Here is an 18,634-nt window from a genome sequence, read left to right as displayed (position 1 = left end):
TTGTACACCTCGTCGGGGGTGTGCGTGGCCGCGAGCACCCGCGGCGACGGCTGGCTGCCGATCAGCGACGCGAGGCGAGAGACCCGGCCGCCTTCCTCATCGACGCTGACCGCAAGCGGCAGCGGACCCTTGTCGGCGATGTCGGCGATGGTGCCATCGGACAGCATCGACAGATCGGTCCAGCTGCCGATGAAGATGCCACCGACGTGGTGGTTTTGCACGACAGCCTTGGCGTCAGCCGCGCCGGTGACTCCGACCATCAGCAGCTGGGCCAGCTTGTCGCGGGTGGTCATGCTGGCCAGCAGCGCAGGTCCGTCACCGCACGCAGGCGCGGCAGGGTCGGCCGCAGGCGCAGGCGCCACCGTCGCAGCCATCGTGGGAGCCGGCGTCGTCGCGGACGGAGTCGGTTGCGGGGCCGGGGACGAACAGGCCGCCAATATCGAAGAAAGCGCCGCCAGAACACACAGTCGACGAGGCAAGGCCATCCCGCCATGCTGTCATGTGCGACCAAACGCCGCGTCGTGGGTATTCCTCCCCCATGGCGTGCCAGGCGTTTGTGCTGGGCGGCGGCGGCCTGCTCGGCGCCGCGGAAGCCGGCATGGCGAGCGCACTCCTCGATGCCGGTGTGCGACCCGACGTGGTGTGCGGCACCTCAGTCGGCGCGATCAACGGCGCAGCACTCGCGGCTGATCCCACCCCCGCAGGCGCCAAGCAGTTGTTGGCGTTCTGGGACGCGCTGCCCAACGAGAGCGCGCTCGACGGTTCGATGCTCCGGCGGTTCGCCGAAGTTGTCCGCCGCAGAACCTCGCTGCACGACAACAACGAGCTTCGCCGGATGTTGCGCGCGTGGCTGCCCGTGCAGACCTTCGAAGAACTCGCGGTGCCGTTCGAGTGCGTCGCGGCCAGCATCGAACAGGCCCGTGAGCACTGGTTCAACTCCGGGGAGCTGATCGAGCCCGTTCTCGCGTCGTGTGCGCTGCCCGGCGTTTTCCCGCCGGTGCGGATCGGCGACGAGCACTTCTTCGACGGCGGCCTCGTCCACAGCATTCCGCTGGACCGGGCCGTGCGGCACGGCGCCGACACGATCTGGGTGCTGCACGTCGGGCGCCTCGAGGAGGAACTCGCACCGCCACGCTTTCTATGGGAGGTCGGGTTCACCGCGTTCGAGATATCGCGCAGGCACCGCTTCCACAGCGATCTCGAGCGGGTCGGGCCGGAGGTGGCCGTCCATGTGCTGCCGAGCGGACTGCCGCAGCGACCGGCGTCGACCTGGTCGAACCTGCGTTACCGCGACACCCGCCGCATCGCGCGGCGGGCCGAACTCGCTTACGAAGCGACCCGCGAGTATCTGGAGGCGCTGCCGTGAAACTGCTGCGCCGAGCCGTGACGGTGCCGGTGGCGACCGCCGCGATGATCGGCATCCTCGTGGTCTGGCCGCTGCTGCTCGCCATCGGTGGCGTCGCTGGACTGATCGCTCGGTCAACCCTGCCGGTGCGAACTCTCGGCGTGCTGATGGCATATGCGCTGCTGGAACTTCGGGCGCTGTGGCAGCTACTGCGCGGCGGTCAGGACTGCGACCGGTTCGTCCGCGATGTCCTGGACAGGGCCCACACCGTCGGGCGCCGCACGCTGGATCTCGACGTGCAACTCGACGACGCCTCACCGACGCCGGAGCAGATCCCACGCGACGAGCCGCTGATCGTGCTGTCGCGGCACTGCGGGCCGGGGGACACACTGCTGGTGGCCTGGTTGCTCAACATTTACTACGGCCTGCGCTTGCGCATCGTGCTCAAGGCGCTGCTGCGATGCGAGCCCGTTCTCGATCTCGTCGGCGACATGGGCTGCCTGTGTTTTCTGCGTCATCGAGGCAACAAGGCGCGCAAGCAAATTCGCGATCTTGCCGGTTCGATGGTCGGCGGGCAGGCGCTGCTGCTGTTCCCCGAGGGCGGGAACTTCACCTGGGCACGGTGGCGCGAGGCGATCGTGCGGCTTCGCTCGACCGGCAGGATGCGAGAGGCGCGTCGGGCATGGCGTCAGACGCACACGCTGCCCCCGCGCACGGGTGGCACCGCCGCGGCGTTGTCCGGAGCGCCGCACGCCAATGTCCTCGTGCTCACGCACACGGGATTCTCGCCCGACGGGCGCGCCCGCGTGTGGTGGCAGCTTCCGATGAACAGACGGTTGTTGGTCCGCACTGTTCTGGTCCCCTCCGACGAGCTTCCGCCACCCGATCAGTTGGCTCCATGGCTCGAGCAGACGTGGAGCCGGGTGGACGCCTGGGTGGCCGGCCACGTCACGGGCTAGCAGCAGCTGAACGGTCGGCTCTGCTACCTTGGCCGCATGGATCGGTTCATCGTTCCCGCCGCGGCCAGCATCGTTGTCGGCCTGCTGCTGGGAGCGGCCGCCGTGTTCGGTGTGACGCTGATGGTGCAGCAGGACAACAAGCCCGCGGTGGCCCCGGGCGATCCGGCTTCATCGGTGCTCAACAGGGTCGAGTACGGCGACAGAACATAGCGTGACCGCGCCGCTGCAGCGGCGCTGGCTGTGGTTGGCCGCGGCGGCGGCACTGATCCTGACCTTCGCCCAGTCGCCCGGAAAGATCTCGCCCGACACCAAGCTCGACCTCACCGCGAATCCGCTGCGCTTTCTGGCCCGCGCCTTCAATCTGTGGAACAGCGAGCTGCCGTTCGGTCAGGCGCAGAACCAGGCCTACGGCTACCTGTTCCCGCACGGGGCGTTCTTCCTTGCCGGCGATTTTCTCGGTCTGCCCGGCTGGGTGACGCAGCGGCTGTGGTGGGCGCTGCTGCTCACGGTCGGCTTCTGGGGCCTGCTGCGGGTCGCCGAGGCCTTGAACATCGGCAGCCCGACGTCGCGGGTGATCGCCGCGGCGGCGTTCGCACTGTCACCGCGGGTGCTGACCACCCTCGGCGCGATCTCCTCGGAGACGCTGCCGATGATGCTGGCGCCGTGGGTGCTACTGCCGGTGATCCTCGCTCTGCGAGGGGACCCGCGGGTGCGGGTGCTGGCGGCCCGGTCGGCAGTGGCGATCGCTTTGATGGGTGCGGTCAACGCGGCGGCCACGCTGACCGCCTGCCTGGCCGCGGCGATCTGGCTGCTGTGTCATCGGCCGAACCGCTTGTGGTGGCGCTTCGCGGCGTGGTGGGCGCTCTGCATCGTGTTGGCGGTGCTGTGGTGGGTGGTCGCGCTGGTCATGCTCGGCCGGATCAGCCCGCCGTTCCTCGACTTCATCGAGTCCTCAGGCGTGACAACGCAATGGATGTCGCTGACCGAGATGCTGCGCGGCACCGATGCGTGGACGCCGTTCGTCGCGCCGGCCGCGACGGCAGGGGCTTCGCTGGTGACGGGGTCGGTCGCGGTGTTGGCGACGACGTTGGTCGCAGCGGCCGGCCTCGCCGGGCTGGCGATGCGGACGATGCCCTCGCGCGGCCGGCTGATCGTGATCCTGCTGACCGGTGTCGTTCTGCTTGCCGTTGGCTATTCGGGTGGGCTGGGATCGACTGTCGCGCAGCATGTTCAAGCGTTCCTGGACGCCGGCGGCACGCCGCTGCGCAACATGCACAAGCTGGAGCCGCTGCTTCGGCTGCCGCTCGCGCTCGGGCTGGCGCATCTGCTTGGCCGAATCCCGTTGCCCGGCAGCGCACCTCGACGCGAGTGGCTCCACGCGTTCGCGCATCCGGAACGCGACAAACGGGTGGCGGTCGGCATCGTGGTGCTGGCGGCGTTGGCCGCAGCCACATCGCTGGCCTGGACAGGCAGGCTCACACCGCCAGGGTCCTTCGACGCGATCCCGCAGTACTGGCACGACACCGCCGACTGGCTCGACGAACACAACTCCGACGGCGGGCGGGTGCTGGTGGCGCCCGGCGCGCCGTTCGCCACCCAGGTGTGGGGCAACAGCCACGACGAACCGCTGCAGGTGCTCGGCGGCAGCCCATGGGGGGTGCGCGACTCGATTCCGCTGACCCCGCCGGAGACCATCCGCGCGCTCGACTCGGTGCAGCGGCTGTTCGCGGCCGGCCGGCCGTCGGCAGGTCTCGCTGATACCCTTGCCCGCCAGGGTATTTCGTACGTCGTGGTGCGCAACGACCTGGATCCAGACGCGTCACGATCGGCGCGACCGCTTCTGGTGCACCGGGCGATCGAAGGTTCGCCGGGTCTGACGCGGGTGGCGCAGTTCGGCGAACCCGTCGGCGCGGGCACGCTTGCCGGCTTCGTCTCCGACAGTGGGTTGCGGCCGCGTTTCCCCGCGGTGCAGATCTACCGCGTCGACGGCTCACCTGGCATGCATCCCTACCTCGTCGACACCGATGCGATGGCCCGGGTAGACGGTGGTCCCGAGGCGCTGCTGCGCCTCGACGAGCGCCGCAGACTGCTGGGTCAGCCGCCGCTCGGACCGATGCTGCTGACCGGCGACGCGCACCGCGCGGGCCTGGCGGCACCCCAAGTGACGGTGACGGATACGCCGCTGGCGCGCGAGACGGACTACGGCCGCGTCGATGACCACTCGTCGGCGGTCAGGACCCGCGATGATCAGCGGCACACGTTCAACCGGGTGCCCGACTATCCCGTCAACGGCGCCGACACGGTCTACGGGCAGTGGAACGGCGGCCGTGTCACGGTGTCCAGCTCGGCCGCGGATTCGACTGCGCTGCCCTATGTTTCGCCTGCGACCGGGCCTGCCGCCGCCATCGACGTCGATCCTTCGACGAGTTGGGTGTCGAATGCCCTGCAGGCAGCCGTCGGCCAATGGCTGCAGGTCGACTTCGATCATCCCGTCACCAACGCCACACTGACCATCACGCCGAGCGCCACCGCCGTCGGCGCTCAGGTTCGCCGCATCGAGGTGTCGACCGTCAACGGCACCAGCACGTTGCGCTTCGACCAGGCGGGCAAGCCGCTGACGATCGCGCTGCCCTACGGCGAGACGCCGTGGGTGCGGATCACCGCGGTCGCCACCGACGACGGGTCGGCAGGGGTGCAGTTCGGCGTCACCGACTTCGCCGTCACACAGTACGACGCGAAGGGCTTCGCTCATCCGGTCAACCTGCGTCACACCGTCGTCGTCCCTGCGCCACCTCCGAATTCAGCTGTCGCGCAATGGGATCTGGGCTCCGACCTGCTGGGCAGGCAAGGTTGCGCGCAAGCGCCCGACGGCACCCGGTGCGCAGCGTCGATGGCACTGTCGCCGGAGGAGCCGGTGAACATGAGCCGGACGCTGACCGTCCCTTCACCGACGGAGGTGACACCGACGGTGTGGGTGCGTGCCCGCCAAGGCCCGAATCTTGCCGACCTGGTCAGCGAGCCCGGCACGACGCGGGCACTCGGTGGTGCAGACCCGATCGATGTGCTCGGTTCGGCCTACGCCGCTGCGGACGGCGACCCCGGTACCGCATGGACCGCGCCGCAGAGCGTCGTGCAGTACCGGACGCCGCCGACGCTGACGTTGAAACTGCCCGCCCGTACCGAGGTGGCCGGACTCCGTGTCACACCGAGTTCCTCTGTGCTGCCCGCACATCCGACGATGATCGCGGTCGATCTCGGGGCGGGACCCGAGGTGCGCAGATTGGCGGCCGACGGTGGCACGCAGACGGTCAGCCTGCGCCCGGTCGTCACCGACACCGTGAAGGTGTCGCTGCTGAGTTGGAACGACGTGATCGACCGCACCGCGCTTGGTTTCGATCAGCTCAAGCCGCCCGGACTGGCCGAGGTCACTGCGCTCGACACCAGGGGTGCGCCGATCGCAGCGGCCGACGCTGCGCGCAACCGCGCCAGGACCGTCGACCTGCCCTGCGGCAAGGGGCCGATCATCGGCGTGGCCGGGCAGTTCATCCAGACCTCTGTCACCACCACCGTCGGTGCGCTGCTCGACGGCGAACCCGTCGCCGCCAAGCCGTGCCGGTCCGGGCCGATCACACTGCCCGCCGGTCAGCAGGAACTGTTGGTCAGCCCCGGCGCGGCGTTCGTGGTCGACGGCGTGCAACTGGCAGGCCCGCAGGCAAACCAACTACGCACGGCTGCAACGGTTCCCGTCACGGTGGGTCGTTGGACCGCAGACCACCGCGAGGTGACGGTCGCACCCGCGCAGGCGTCGCGGGTGCTGGTGGTGCCCGAGAGCATCAATCCGGGCTGGACCGCGCGCACCGCCGACGGGTCCGCACTGAGGCCGGTCACCGTCAACGGATGGCAGCAGGGTTGGGTGCTGCCGGCGGGCACCGCCGGAGCGATCACGCTGTCCTTCGCATCCAACACGCCGTATCGGGCCGGCCTGATCGGCGGGCTGGCGCTGCTGCCGCTTCTTGCGCTGCTTGCCTTCCTGCCGGTCCGGCGTCCCCGTCCGGCGGACCCGGCGTCGCAGCCGTGGCGGCCTGGACACGTGGCGACGAGCGTCGCCGCGGTGGCTGTCGCAGCGGTGATATCGGGGTTCGTGGGCGCACTCGTCGCCGGTGCGGCACTCGGTATCCGTTATCTGCTGCGTAGACGCGAAAAGCTTTGTGAGGCAGTCACAGTCGGCGTCGCAGCAGGCGGGCTGATCAGCGCGGGCGCGGTGTTGAGTCAGAACCCGTGGCGGTCGGTCGAGGGCTACGTCGGCCACTCGTGGGGTGTTCAGCTGCTGGCGCTGGCGTCGGTGGCGATGCTGGCGGCGTCGACAGTGCCGATTGCGCGACGCCCGGAAGGCGACGCCTGCGACGATCAGAGCGTTTCGTCCAACTGGCCGAGCGTGTCGGTCAGTCGCAGGTTCTCCGAATAGTCGACCGGGCACGCGATCAGCGAAACCCCGTCGTCGTCGAGCGCCTTCTTCAGGGTGGGCAGCAGCTGATCGGCCGCCGTGATTCGATATCCTTTCGCGCCAAAGCTTTCGGCGTAGGTGACCATGTCGGGGTTGGTGAACTTGATGTAGTGATGCTCGCCCAACTCGAGGTCCATCTTCCATTCGATCAACCCGTAGCCGCCGTCCTCCCAGACGAGCACGACCAGCGGGATCCGCTCGCGCACCGCGGTCTCGATCTCCTGCGAGTTCATCAGGAATGCGCCGTCGCCGACCACGGCGAGCACCTTGACGTCGGGCTTGGCGAGTTTCACGCCGATTGCACCCGGCAGCGCAAAGGCCATGGTGGACAAGCCATTCGAAACCAGGCAGGTATTGCGCTCATATGTCGGGTACAGCCGCGCCATCCACATCTTCGTGGCGCCGGTGTCGACCAGCACGACATCGCTACGCCCGAGCGCGGCACGGATGTCGGCGACAATTCGCTGCGGTGCCAGCGGAAAGCGGGAGTCCCGCTGTCCACGCGCGAATTCGTCGGCGAGCAGGCCGCCGCCCGGTGCCGGGCCCTCGTTGTCGAACCGGTGTCCGGCCAGTGCGTCGGTCAGCGCGTCCAGCGACTCGCCGATGTCTCCGATGATGCCGACGGACACCGGGTAGTGCATGTCGACCTCGGCCGGGAAGCGATGGATGTGGATGATCTCCTTGTCGCCGTCGGGGTTGATCCTGACCGGATCGAATTCCTGTAGCTCGTATCCGACCGCGATCACGACGTCGGCGGTCTCGAATCCGAAGTTGACGTAGTCACGGCGCATGAAGCCCAGGGTGCCGATGCTGTTGGGATGGTCGTCGGGCATCACGCCCTTGCCGTGGAAGGTGTTCGCCACCTGGACACCGAGTTCGTCGGAGAACCGGACCAGCGCAGCAGTCGCGTCGCCGCGCGCGGCACCGTGTCCTGCCAGCACGACCGGCCGCTTGGCGTTGCGCAACACCTCGTCCGCGCGCGCCACCTGGCTGGGCGACGGCGCTTCGGCTCGAACAACGTTGCGCGGCAACGGGTTCAGGTCATAATCCGCTTCGTCGGCGTCGATGTGTTCGGGCACGGCGAGATAGACAGCGGCGGGTCGTTCGGTCTCGGCGACCTTGAACGCCTTGCGGATCATCTCGGGTATCGCCCGTGACGTCGGGACGCCGTCGGACCATCGGGTGATCGGGGCGAACATCGACACCAGGTCGACGTACTGGTGCGACTCCTTGTACTCACGGTCCTGGCCGACCTGAGCGGATATCGCGACCAGCGGGGTGCTGTTCGTCGTGGCGTCGGCGACACCCAACTGCATATTGATGGCGCCGGGACCAAGCGTCGCCGAAACCACTGCGGCCCGCCCCGTGACGCGGCCGTACATCTCGGCCATGAACGCCGCGCCCTGCTCGTGGCGGGTCAGGATGTAGCGAATGGGTGACGCGGCCAGGGCCTGGATGAACCGGATGTTCTCCTCTCCCGGCAGTCCGAAGACGACTGAGACGCCCTCGTTTTCCAGGCATTTGACCATCAACTGGGCTGCTGTCGGCATGTGGCACCTCCATTCGCCACGATAGCGGCGCGGCGAAATCGCGACCCACCTAGCATCGGTCGAGTGCCCAACCTGAACACCGCGCGGGGAGCAATCGACACCGCAGACCTAGGCGCGACATTGATGCACGAGCACGTCTTCATCTTGTCTCCCGACATCACCGCGAACTATCCCGAGGTCTGGGGAGACGAGGCCCAGCGCGAGGCCGACGCGATAACCCGACTCAACGAACTGAAGGCCCGCGGTGTCGACACCATCGTCGACCTCACGGTGATCGGGATGGGCCGCTACATCCCGCGGGTCGCGCGGGTGGCGGCGGCCACCGAGATCAACATCGTGGTGGCCACGGGAGTCTACACCTACAACGACGTGCCGATGTTCTTCCACTTCACCGGTCCGGGCGGCGCACTCGGCGACAGCGAACCGATGGTCGACATGTTCGTCCGCGACATCGAACACGGCATCGCCGACACCGGCGTCAAGGCCGGAATCCTCAAGTGCGCGACCGACGAACCCGGCGTCACCCCTGGCGTGGAGCGTGTGCTGCGTGCCGTTGCCAAGGCGCATCGTCTCACCGGTGTGCCCATCTCCACCCACACCCACGCGGCCACCCGACGCGGTCTCGAGCAGCAACGCATCTTCGCCGAAGAAGGGGTGGACCTGTCCCGCGTCGTGATCGGACACTCCGGCGACACCACCGACCTGGACTACCTCGAGGAGCTCATCGGCAACGGCTCCTACATCGGGATGGACCGGTTCGGCGTCGACGTCTTTTTGCCATTCGAGGACCGGGTGAACACCGTTGCCCAGATGTGTGAGCGCGGCCATGCCGACAAGATGGTGCTGTCGCACGATGCCGCCTGCTTCATGGACTGGGTGCCAGAAGAACTGTTGCCTGCGTTGCCGAACTGGCACTACCTGCACATCCACAACGACGTGATCCCCGCGCTGAAGGAGCGCGGGGTCACCGACGAGCAACTGACCACGATGCTGGTCGACAACCCGCGCAGGATCTTCGAAACCCAGGGCGGCTACTGATGACGGCGCCGATTCCGCCGATCGGCGCGGAGTTCTCCCGGCTGGCCGGACTTTCGCCCGACGAGCCCGCGGTCACCTGCGGGGGGCGAACGCTGACCCGCGGTGAACTCGACAAGTCCACCAACCGGCTAGCCCGCGCATACGCCGAACTCGGCGTGCGCCAAGGGGACTACGTGACGATCGTGCTGCCGAACTCGATCGAATGGATCCAGGCTGCGCTGGCCGCGTGGAAGCTCGGGGCGGTGCCCCAGCCGCTGTCGCCCCGACTGCCCGACGCCGAATTCGAGGGCCTGCTCGACCTGAAACCGCGGGCGCTGCTCGTCGGTCGCGCCGATCCCCGTGGCGTGATCCCCAGCGTGCCAGGCGATTTCGTCGGCGACACCAATTTGTCCGATGCTGCGTTGCCCGAAGCCGTTTCGCCGACTTGGAAGGCGCTCGGGTCGGGCGGCAGCACCGGTCGGCCCAAGCTGATCGAGGCGGGCGGCGACAGTCGCTTCCCTGGCGCGCTAGCCGGTTACGGCATGGGTGCCGCCGACGGCGACACTCAACTGATCGCAGTGCCGTTGAGCCACAACACCGGAATGACGACAGCGACGATCGGCTTGTTGATGCGGCACCATCTCGTGATGATGCCGCGTTTCGACGCCGCCGAGTTTCTGCGCCTGATCGGCGAACACCGGGTCAGCTTCATGGTGGTGGTTCCGACGATCATGCAGCGACTGCTGCCGGTGTATCGGGCTGACCCGGATTCCTACGACCTGTCGTCGGTGCGTCGGCTGTGGCACGTCGGCGCGGCGTGTCCGCCTGCGGTCAAGGAAGCGTGGATCGAGATCCTCGGCCCGGAAGCGGTGTGGGAGTTGTACGGCGGCACCGAACTTCAGGCGTTGACGTTCGTGAGCGGCACCCAATGGCTGGAGCATCGCGGCTCGGTCGGGGTTGTCGTCGCCGGTGAGATGAAAGTGCTCGACGACGACGGCGACGAATGCCCGCCCGGCGTGGTCGGTGAGATCTACATGCGGCCGGCGCCGGGCAGCGCGCCGACGTACCGCTACATCGGCGCGAATGCGAAAAGCCGCGACGGCTGGGATTCGCTGGGCGATCTCGGCTACTTCGACGAGGACGGCTTTCTCTATCTCAACGACCGGCGGGTGGACATGTTCACCGTCGGCGGCCGCAACGTCTACCCTGCCGAGATCGAGTCGGCACTGTCGGCTCATCCGAATGTGTTGTCGTGCTTGGCTGTTGGTGTCCCCGACGACGACCTCGGCCAGGTGCCGTACGTCATCGTGCAGGCCGACGGGCTGGACGAGGCGGACGTCATCGCGTTCCTGTCCGAGCGCATCGCGCCCTACAAGGTGCCCCGCACGGTGGAGTTCAGCGATACACCGTTGCGCGACGACGCGGGCAAAGCCCGTCGGTCGGCGGTGCGTGACGCAATTATCGCGCGACGGGCTCAGGCAGGTTCCTGACCGCACTGTCAAGCGGCGGCACAGGACGTTCTTTGCGAAATTCCCAGCGCCGCAATGCCACTCGGCATGGTGACTCGATCAGCGCGTAGCTGACCGCCGCGATCGCAAACCCGAACAATACGGTCAGCACAAACACCACAGGCATATGCCCGTTGAACATGAACTCACCGATCAAGGGGAACACCATGGCCAGCGCGGCCAGGTGCCAAATGAACAACCCGTAAGACCAGCGGCCCAAGGTGACCATCGTCGTGCTGCCCAGCAGCCGGTGTTCAGTGTCCGGGCGGTCCAGCACCAGCGGGGCGACCAGCGCCCCCGCGACGACCGCCCCCGTCGCGATCTTCACAATGAATTGGCTGACCGTGCCTGGCGTCAGGCCCTCTGGGCCCGCCAATGGCGAGGCGCCGACCAGGAACGCGGCCCCCGCGATACCCGCCATCAGCACTCGGCGTCGTGCGAGTCGATGAAACCGGCCGACGTCGGAAACGGTCAACTCGGCCAACAACATCCCCGCGGCGAACCACGAGAAAAACGCGGGCGGCCAGTTCAGTGGATTGACGCCGAACGGCGCGGGGATGGGGAGCAGCGCCCACCCGAGACTGGCCACCGCCGCCGCTGCGATCAGGGGGATACGGGCGCGCACAGGCAGTCGGCGCGCCAGCAGTGCCAGGAACGGCAGCGCCAAGTAGAACGCGACCTCGACGGAAAGGCTCCACATCTGGGTCAGCCCTGGCGTCAGCGTCAGCGGCACGTAGACCTGGGTCAGCGACAGGTTCGCCAGCCACACCGTCAGGTCGGCCTGCGCTTCGGGCAGCAGCGTCAAAATCACCACGACCGCAACCAGGTAGCCGGGCATGATCCGGACGATGCGGGACCGCAGGTAGTGCCCGGTCGGCGGGCGTGACCGCAGACCGCGCGCTGCGGCGGCGTGGCCACGCCACAGCAGAAAGCCGGACAGCGCGAAGAACACCGCGACCGCCAGGTCGAACCGGCCGAACAGCCGGCCCGAGATACCCCCGGTGTGCGCCGTCTGAAATGCGACGTGAGTGACGACGACGCCCACAGCGGCGCAGGCACGCATCCCCTCGAGGGCAGGCAGGAACGAGCGCGTCCCGCCGACAGCAGAGGATTGGGCCACGACGACCAGTGTGCCGTGCTGGTCGACCGGCAGGAAAACGGGTAGTCAAGCGGCCATCGGCGGATGCCTTCGTAGTAAGGATCGACTTTAGTTTGTGCTGTTAGGGTCGAACGGGTTTGCCGCCGCTCCCAGGTCGGGACGGTGGCGGAGCGTCTGCAGGCAGACGGTGAAGGAGGCACGGTTTGAACCGCGCAGTGGCGCTGCGTATCGCAGCGTGCGGAATCATGGGGCTCGGAGCCGCCCTTCTGATCGCCGCGCTGTTGCTGACCACCTACACCAAGGGCAAGATCGCGAAGATCCCGCTCGATCTGGACACCACACTCAATTCCGACGGCACTGGCTCGGCGTTTGACCCGGAGTCACTGAACTCCGACAAGTTCGTGATCAACAAGAACGTCCCGATCGCTCAGCAACAGCAGATCAGCGTCGAGGCGCCGTCGAACGCCGAGGTCGTCACGCTGCAGGTCGGCGATTCGGTGCGACGTACCGACAAGCAGGGCGATGCCGGCCTGTTGCTCGCGCTGGTGGACACGGTCACGGTCAACCGCAAGACCGCGGCCGCGGTCTCCAGCGACAGCAATCCTGGCGGCGCGGTGCAGAAACCCCGGGCCATCGACGCCACCCAACCGCCGACCAACATCGCGCTGCCGCACGACGGGCTGACCTACCGGTTCCCGTTTGACACGCGCAAGCAGACCTATCCCGTTTTCGACCCGATCGCGCAGAAGGCCTACGACGCCAACTACGACGGTGAGGAAGACGTCAACGGGCTCACCGCCTACAAATTCAGCCAGAACGTCGGCTACGACGCCGACGGCAAGCTGGTCGAGCCGATCAAGTACGCATCGCTCTACGACGACGACGCCGACGCCGAGGTCACCGCGCGGGCGTCGCTGTGGGGCCTGCCCGGCAACCCGGACGAACCGATCACGATGACCCGCTACTACGCGGCCCAGCGCACGTTCTGGGTCGACCCGGTATCGGGCACCATCGTCAAGACGAAGGACCACGGCTACCACTACTACGCACGCGAACCGCTCAAGCCCGAGGTGACATTCGTCGACTACACGGTGACGTCGACCGAGCAGACCGTCGAATCGCAGGTCGCCAGCGCACACGATGAGCGCGACAGGCTGGCGCTGTGGGGTCGCATCCTGCCGATCACGTTCACCGCGGTCGGTCTGGTTGCGCTGATCGGCGGCGCACTGCTCGGGTCGTTCAGCATGCGCGCCGAGTCGGCGTTGATCGATCCCGGACTCGACGAGGCCGATCACCGGTTCTTCGGGCCGCGTGGTGCCGAGGACGAACGCGTGCCGGGGGCGGAGGCGCAGACCGAAAAGCTGCCTGCGTCAAGGCCAACCGATCTTCCGCCGGACAGACCAGTCTGATCACACGAATATCCGCGCCTGCCGTTGCGCGGTCGTTCATCGCGCCGGGCTACGCGCTGGTGCTCGCTGTTCTGGTGACGGCGCCGCTGCTGTCGCCCGGATACCTGTTGCTGCGCGACGCGGTCTCGACGCCGCGCTCCTACCTGTCCGATGCTGCGCTCGGCTTGTCGGAGGCCGCACCGCGGGCGCTGCCACAGGATTTCGTGATCGGGCTGGCCACCGCGCTTGTCGACGGTGGCCTGGTGGTCAAGGCGCTGTTGGTGGCGGGACTGTTTCTGGCGGGCTGGGGCGCGGCCCGACTGGCGGTGGCCGTGGTCCCCGAAGCTGGCACGGCCGGTCAACTCGTCGCGGCGACCATCGCTGTCTGGAATCCGTATGTCGCAGAACGACTCCTGCAGGGGCACTGGAGCCTGGTGGTCGGCTACGGCTGCCTGCCATGGGTGGCGACGACGATGCTGAGGTTGCGGACCTCGAACGTCGCACCGTGGTTCGAGGTGTGTGCGCTGGTGTTCTGGATCGGCGTCGCGGGGCTGACCCCGACCGGGCTGATGCTCGCCGCGGCGATCGCGTTGACGTGTGTGTTCGTTCCCGGCGCCGGCAGACCGCGGTGGTGGTGCGCTGCGGCGGCGCTGGGCACCTCGGTGTTGGTGGCGCTGCCCTGGTTGACCGCGGCGGCGATGGCCGATTCGTTGTCGTCGTCGCAAGCCGAAGGCGTCGGCCCGTTCGCCGCCCGTGCCGAACCCGGCCTCGGCACCTTGGGAAGCCTGCTCAGCCTCGGCGGCATGTGGAATGCCGATGCTGTACCCGCTTCTCGCACAACGCTTTTCGCGATCGTCGGTGCCGTCGTGCTACTGGGCGTGGTCGCGTTGGGCCTGGCAGCGCTGGCGCGTCGCCGTGTCGCGGTGCCGCTGCTGATCCTTGCCGCGGTCGCGGTGGTGGTGCCCGCCGCAATGGCCACCGGACCCGGTATGGCCCTCGCCGAGGCGGCGATCCGCTCACTGCCCGGGCTGGGCGTGGTGCGTGACGCACAGAAGTGGGTCGCGCTGGCCGTGCCCGCGTATTCATTGGCCGGTGCGGCGGCGGTCGTCACACTGCGACACCGGATTCCGGCTGCGGCGACCGCGCTGATCTGTTGTGCGGCACTGCTTGCGACGTTGCCCGATCTGGCGTGGGGTGTCGGCGGCCAGATGGCCGCCGTGCGCTACCCGCCGGGCTGGCAGAAGGCATCGGCCCTGATCAACGCTGACCCGCGCCCGGTCGCGGTGCTGCCCGTCGACAGCATGCGCCGCTTCGCGTGGGCCGGTGACGCCCCGGTGCTCGATCCGTTGCCCCGGTGGGTGCGCGCCGATGTGCTGACCACAGGCGACCTGACGATCGGTGGCCGCACCGTGCCCGGCGAGGGTAGCCGCGCCCGCGAGGTCCAGCGGTTGCTGTTGACTGGGGCTGATCGCGCGACGCTTGCCTCCGCCGGTGTGGGGTGGGTCGTCGTCGAAAACGTCTGGAACACAGGATGGTCCGCGCCGGCGCTCGCCCTACCGGTCGCGTATCAGGACGCCGATCTCACCTTGTACCGGGTGGGCGGCGATCATCCACCGGCATCCGGGCGCGCCGTCATGCTGGCCGTGCACTGGCTATGGCTTGGCACGCTGATGCTCAGCGGCGTGCTGGCATTGGGGTTGGCGCTGCGGACTAGAGCACGCCGCTGACGATCCGCCCCGCGTGTACGGCCTGCAGCACCGTGCGCATCGCGTCGGCGCTTTGCTGCCAAGAGAATTCTGCACTGCGGACGGCTGCCTTGGCGCCGAGTTGTTCGCGCAGCACATGATCGGTCAGCAGGCGGTCGAGTTGATCGACGAGCTCATCGTGGTCGTCGACAAGCACACCGGTCACGCCGTCGACGATCGAATCCGTCAGGCCCCCGGAGGACCGGTAGCCGATGGTCGGAACGGAATGCTGGGCCGCTTCGGTGACCGCCAGCGCCCACCCTTCTTTGCGTGACGGCAGAATCTGAACCCAACTCTGTTGCAGCACATGATGTTTGGTTTCGTCATCGACGTGGCCGTGGAATGTCACCGCGTCGGAGATGCCGAGCAGCGCGGCATGATCGACCAGACGCTGCTGCCACCAGCCACCGCCGAGGATGTCGAGGTGCAGACCGGGAATCCGGGCGCGCAGCGCGGCGATCGCCTCGAGCGCGTCCTCGATCTGCTTGTGCGGCACCAGCCGTGACAACACCACGACGCGAGGCGTGGCCGAGCGAGGCGCGGTGAGCGTCTGCGCGGGCGCCTCGTCAAGCCCGTTGCGGACCACGGCGATGTGGCCCGGCTGCACACCGAGGCCCGTCAGGTCACGCGCCGACGGCAGCGACACCGTGACGTACTGGTTGCGGCGGTGCACCCGCGGCGACAGCTTCGACTCGACGAACCAGCCGATTCTGCCCATCACCGGCCCCGCCACCGGCCACTGCTCGCGATGGCAGTGGTGCACCAGCACCGCGACCCGGCGACCGAACGCCCAGGAGGCCATGAAGGGCAGACCGTTCTGGGTGTCGATCACCACGTCGGGCCGGGCCCTGCGCAGCGAGCCGAGGCCGATGCGGGCCAGGACCATGGCCAGCCCGGCCCAGATGTAGACGGAGTACGGACCGCCGGCGCGGCTGATCTGCACGCCGTCCCTGACCTCACGGCGCCGCGCGCCCGGATAGCGGGCCGTGCGCAGCGTCACGCGCACTCCGGATTCGGCGAGTTGGGCGCCGATGCGCTCGAGGTAGGCCTCGCTGCCACCGCCTTGCGGGTGCCCGGTGTCGCGCCAGCACAGCAGCAGCACGGAGCGCACGGGTCGGGACATCGGTGACCAGACTATCCGCTGGCTAAGGTCTGTCTCGATGAGAGCCGCAGACCAGTTCGCCGCACGGGCCACGCTGTGGCGGTCGCTGCGGCTGCTCAGCCAGTTCCGCTACGAGCAGCCCGACCCGGCGAGGTTCTACGGCGCGCTGGCCACAGACACCGCCGCGATGGTCGCCGACCTGTGGTGCGGCCTGCACCGCATGCCTCCCGCCGGCCGAACCGTGCTCGACGTGGGTGGCGGCCCCGGTTTTTTCGCGACGGCTTTTCAGTCCGCAGGCATGCACTACATCGGCGTCGAACCCGACCCTCGCGAAATGCATGCCGGCCCGGCGGCCGTCGACAGGCAGACCACCTACGTGCGGGCGTCCGGGATAGCGTTGCCGTTCGCCGACGCCAGCGTCGACATCTGTCTGTCGTCCAACGTCGCCGAGCATGTGCCGCACCCGTGGCGGCTCGGCCGCGAGATGCTGCGGGTCACCAAGCCGGGGGGCTTGGTTGTGCTGTCGTACACGGTGTGGCTCGGCCCGTTCGGCGGCCACGAGATGGGCCTGTCGCACTACCTCGGTGGTGCCCGCGCGGCCGAGCGCTACACCCGCAAGCACGGGCATCGACCGAAAAACGACTACGGATCGTCGTTATTCGCGGTGTCCGTGGCCGACGGGCTCGAGTGGGCTGAAAGCACCGGCGCCCTCGTCGCTGCATTTCCCCGCTACCACCCACGATGGGCGTGGTGGCTGACGCGGGTGCCGGGAGTTCGGGAATTCGCCGTCAGCAACCTCGTCCTGGTTCTCGCGCCGCCCTGACAGCCTGAATGGAACAGGTTCTACTTTCGCGAGTTCGTAGGTAATGTGACGCTCATGACACAGAGTGTGGACACCGCTTACAAGACCGAATACGACAAGCTGTTCATCGGTGGCAAGTGGGTCGAGCCGTCAAGTGCCGAGGTCATCGAGGTGTTCTCGCCCGCGACGGGCCAGAAGGTCGGGCAGGTGCCGCTGGCCGCCGAGGCCGACGTGAACGCCGCCTGCGCCGCCGCCCGCAAGGCCTTCGACGAGGGTCCGTGGCCCCACACTCCGCCCGCCGAGCGTGCCGCAGTGATCGGCCGCGCGCTCAAGCTGCTCGAGGATCGCGCCGATCTGTTCAAGCATCTGCTCAAGCTGGAGACCGGCCAGCCGCCGACGATCGTCGACATGATGCAGTACGGCGCTTCGGTGTCGACGCTGCAGTACTACGCCGGCGCCGCCGACAAGTACACGTGGAATGAGATCCGCGACGGCATCTACGGTCAGACGCTCGTCACCAAGGAGCCTGTCGGCGTGGTCGGCGCGGTGGTGGCGTGGAACGTGCCGCTGTTCCTCGCGGTCAACAAGCTCGGCCCGGCGCTGCTGGCCGGCTGCACGGTCGTGCTCAAGCCAGCGGCCGAAACACCGCTGTCCACAAACGCTTTGGCCGAGGCGTTCGCCGAGGCGGGCCTGCCAGAAGGCGTGCTGTCGGTGGTGCCCGGTGGCGTGGAGACCGGCCGTGCGCTGACCTCCAACCCGGAGCTGGACAAATTCACATTCACCGGCAGCTCCGCGGTCGGCAAGGAGATCGGCAAGCTGGCAGCCGAGAAGTTGAAGCCGTGCACGCTCGAACTCGGCGGCAAGTCCGCGGCGATCATCCTCGAGGATGCCGACCTGGATTCCACGCTGCCGATGCTGGTGTTCTCCGGCCTGATGAACTGCGGCCAGGCGTGTGTGGGGCAGACCCGCATCCTCGCGCCGCGCTCGCGCTATGACGAGGTCGTCGAGAAGGTGTCCGCCGCGGTCGCCGCGATGCCCGTTGGCCTGCCCGACGATCCGGCGTCGATGATCGGCCCGCTGATCTCCGAGAAGCAGCGCGAACGCGTCGAGGGCTACATCCGCAAGGGCGTCGAGGAAGGCGCGCGGATCGTCACGGGCGGTGGCAGGCCCGAGGGTCTGGACGGCGGCTGGTTCGTGCAGCCGACGGTGTTCGCCGACGTCGACAATTCGATGACCATCGCGCAGGAGGAGATCTTCGGCCCGGTGCTGGCGATCATCCCGTTCGACACCGAAGAGGACGCGATCCGCATCGCCAACGACTCGGTGTACGGCCTGGCCGGCAGCGTGTTCACCACCGACTTCGGCAAGGCCGTCGAGATCGCCAAGCAGATCCGCACCGGTACGTACGCGGTGAACATGTATGCGTTCGACCCCGGCGCCCCGTTCGGCGGTTACAAGAACTCGGGTCTGGGCCGTGAGAACGGACCAGAAGGCATCGAGCAGTACTGCGAGGCCAAGAGCATCCTGCTGCCGTTCGGTTACACCCCGGAGATCTAGAACTCCTCTCGCCAGCAGACGCAAAGTGCCCCAATTTCTCGGCGTGTCGGGGACTTTT

14 protein-coding genes are annotated in these 18,634 nt (G+C 68.0%); 10 read left to right on the top strand and 4 right to left on the bottom strand.

Annotated elements, in window-relative coordinates; translation table 11 throughout:
• Positions 1-485 (bottom strand): glycoside hydrolase family 3 N-terminal domain-containing protein (locus GGC64_RS24950; RefSeq protein ID WP_304611117.1); only part of this gene is annotated, 485 nt, incomplete at its 3' end.
• A gap of 53 nt (positions 486-538) precedes the next feature.
• On the opposite strand from GGC64_RS24950, the gene GGC64_RS24945 reads away from it, so the two are divergent.
• From GGC64_RS24945 to GGC64_RS24930, 4 genes are read left to right on the top strand one after another with little or no spacing between them, the layout of a single operon-like run.
• Positions 539-1,366, top strand: a complete 828-nt coding sequence (locus GGC64_RS24945; RefSeq protein WP_192725155.1) for a patatin-like phospholipase family protein — start codon at positions 539-541, stop codon at positions 1,364-1,366.
• A complete protein-coding gene (locus GGC64_RS24940; RefSeq protein ID WP_192725154.1) occupies positions 1,363-2,304 on the top strand; it encodes a lysophospholipid acyltransferase family protein in 942 nt (313 codons plus the stop codon). Before GGC64_RS24945 ends, GGC64_RS24940 begins: the two co-directional genes overlap by 4 nt.
• 36 nt (positions 2,305-2,340) lie before the next feature.
• On the top strand, positions 2,341-2,514 hold the full coding sequence (locus tag GGC64_RS24935) for a DUF2613 domain-containing protein (RefSeq protein ID WP_015304237.1): 174 nt from the start codon (positions 2,341-2,343) through the stop codon (positions 2,512-2,514).
• A gap of 1 nt (position 2,515) precedes the next feature.
• Positions 2,516-6,769 (top strand): alpha-(1->3)-arabinofuranosyltransferase, encoded by a 4,254-nt coding sequence (locus GGC64_RS24930; RefSeq protein WP_192725153.1) that lies wholly within the window; start codon positions 2,516-2,518, stop codon positions 6,767-6,769.
• Here the strand turns inward: GGC64_RS24930 and GGC64_RS24925 are convergent.
• Positions 6,712-8,358 carry an acetolactate synthase large subunit gene (locus tag GGC64_RS24925; RefSeq protein WP_192725152.1) on the bottom strand — a complete coding sequence of 549 codons (1,647 nt, stop codon included), beginning with the start codon at positions 8,356-8,358 and terminating at the stop codon, positions 6,712-6,714. The genes GGC64_RS24930 and GGC64_RS24925 overlap by 58 nt on opposite strands.
• Before the next feature lie 63 nt (positions 8,359-8,421).
• On the opposite strand from GGC64_RS24925, the gene GGC64_RS24920 reads away from it, so the two are divergent.
• Both GGC64_RS24920 and GGC64_RS24915 read left to right on the top strand, forming a co-directional pair.
• Entirely contained in the window at positions 8,422-9,396 is a 975-nt protein-coding gene (locus GGC64_RS24920; RefSeq protein ID WP_192725151.1) for a phosphotriesterase-related protein, read from the top strand.
• Entirely contained in the window at positions 9,396-10,865 is a 1,470-nt protein-coding gene (locus GGC64_RS24915; protein ID WP_192725150.1) for an AMP-binding protein, read from the top strand. The genes GGC64_RS24920 and GGC64_RS24915 overlap by 1 nt, the downstream gene beginning before the upstream one ends.
• On the opposite strand, the gene GGC64_RS24910 is transcribed toward GGC64_RS24915, so the two are convergent.
• Positions 10,834-11,946, bottom strand: coding sequence for an acyltransferase (locus GGC64_RS24910; protein ID WP_225952454.1), 1,113 nt, complete (start codon positions 11,944-11,946; stop codon positions 10,834-10,836). The two genes, GGC64_RS24915 and GGC64_RS24910, sit on opposite strands and share 32 nt — an antisense overlap.
• 239 nt (positions 11,947-12,185) lie before the next feature.
• Here GGC64_RS24910 and GGC64_RS24905 point away from each other — a divergent pair, with 239 nt between their 5' ends.
• Together GGC64_RS24905 and GGC64_RS24900 are read left to right on the top strand one after the other, a co-directional pair.
• Entirely contained in the window at positions 12,186-13,391 is a 1,206-nt protein-coding gene (locus tag GGC64_RS24905) for a DUF3068 domain-containing protein (protein WP_192725148.1), read from the top strand.
• 38 nt (positions 13,392-13,429) lie between these two features.
• Positions 13,430-15,097: a hypothetical protein gene (locus tag GGC64_RS24900; RefSeq protein ID WP_192725280.1), complete on the top strand. Its 1,668-nt coding sequence runs from the start codon at positions 13,430-13,432 to the stop codon at positions 15,095-15,097.
• Here the strand turns inward: GGC64_RS24900 and GGC64_RS24895 are convergent.
• Positions 15,081-16,238 carry a glycosyltransferase family 4 protein gene (locus GGC64_RS24895; RefSeq protein ID WP_192725147.1) on the bottom strand — a complete coding sequence of 386 codons (1,158 nt, stop codon included), beginning with the start codon at positions 16,236-16,238 and terminating at the stop codon, positions 15,081-15,083. The genes GGC64_RS24900 and GGC64_RS24895 overlap by 17 nt on opposite strands.
• Positions 16,239-16,275: 37 nt before the next feature.
• Here GGC64_RS24895 and GGC64_RS24890 point away from each other — a divergent pair, with 37 nt between their 5' ends.
• Both GGC64_RS24890 and GGC64_RS24885 read left to right on the top strand, forming a co-directional pair.
• Entirely contained in the window at positions 16,276-17,040 is a 765-nt protein-coding gene (locus GGC64_RS24890; protein WP_192725146.1) for a class I SAM-dependent methyltransferase, read from the top strand.
• A gap of 54 nt (positions 17,041-17,094) precedes the next feature.
• On the top strand, positions 17,095-18,576 hold the full coding sequence (locus tag GGC64_RS24885) for an aldehyde dehydrogenase (protein ID WP_192725145.1): 1,482 nt from the start codon (positions 17,095-17,097) through the stop codon (positions 18,574-18,576).
• The last annotated feature ends 58 nt before the right edge of the window (positions 18,577-18,634 follow it).

It is taken from the genome of Mycobacterium sp. OAS707, from assembly GCF_014873705.1.
In the GTDB taxonomy this organism is placed as follows: Bacteria; Actinomycetota; Actinomycetes; order Mycobacteriales; family Mycobacteriaceae; genus Mycobacterium.
Note: the sequence above shows the minus strand (reverse complement) of the source record. Positions and strands in the feature narration are given on the sequence as shown.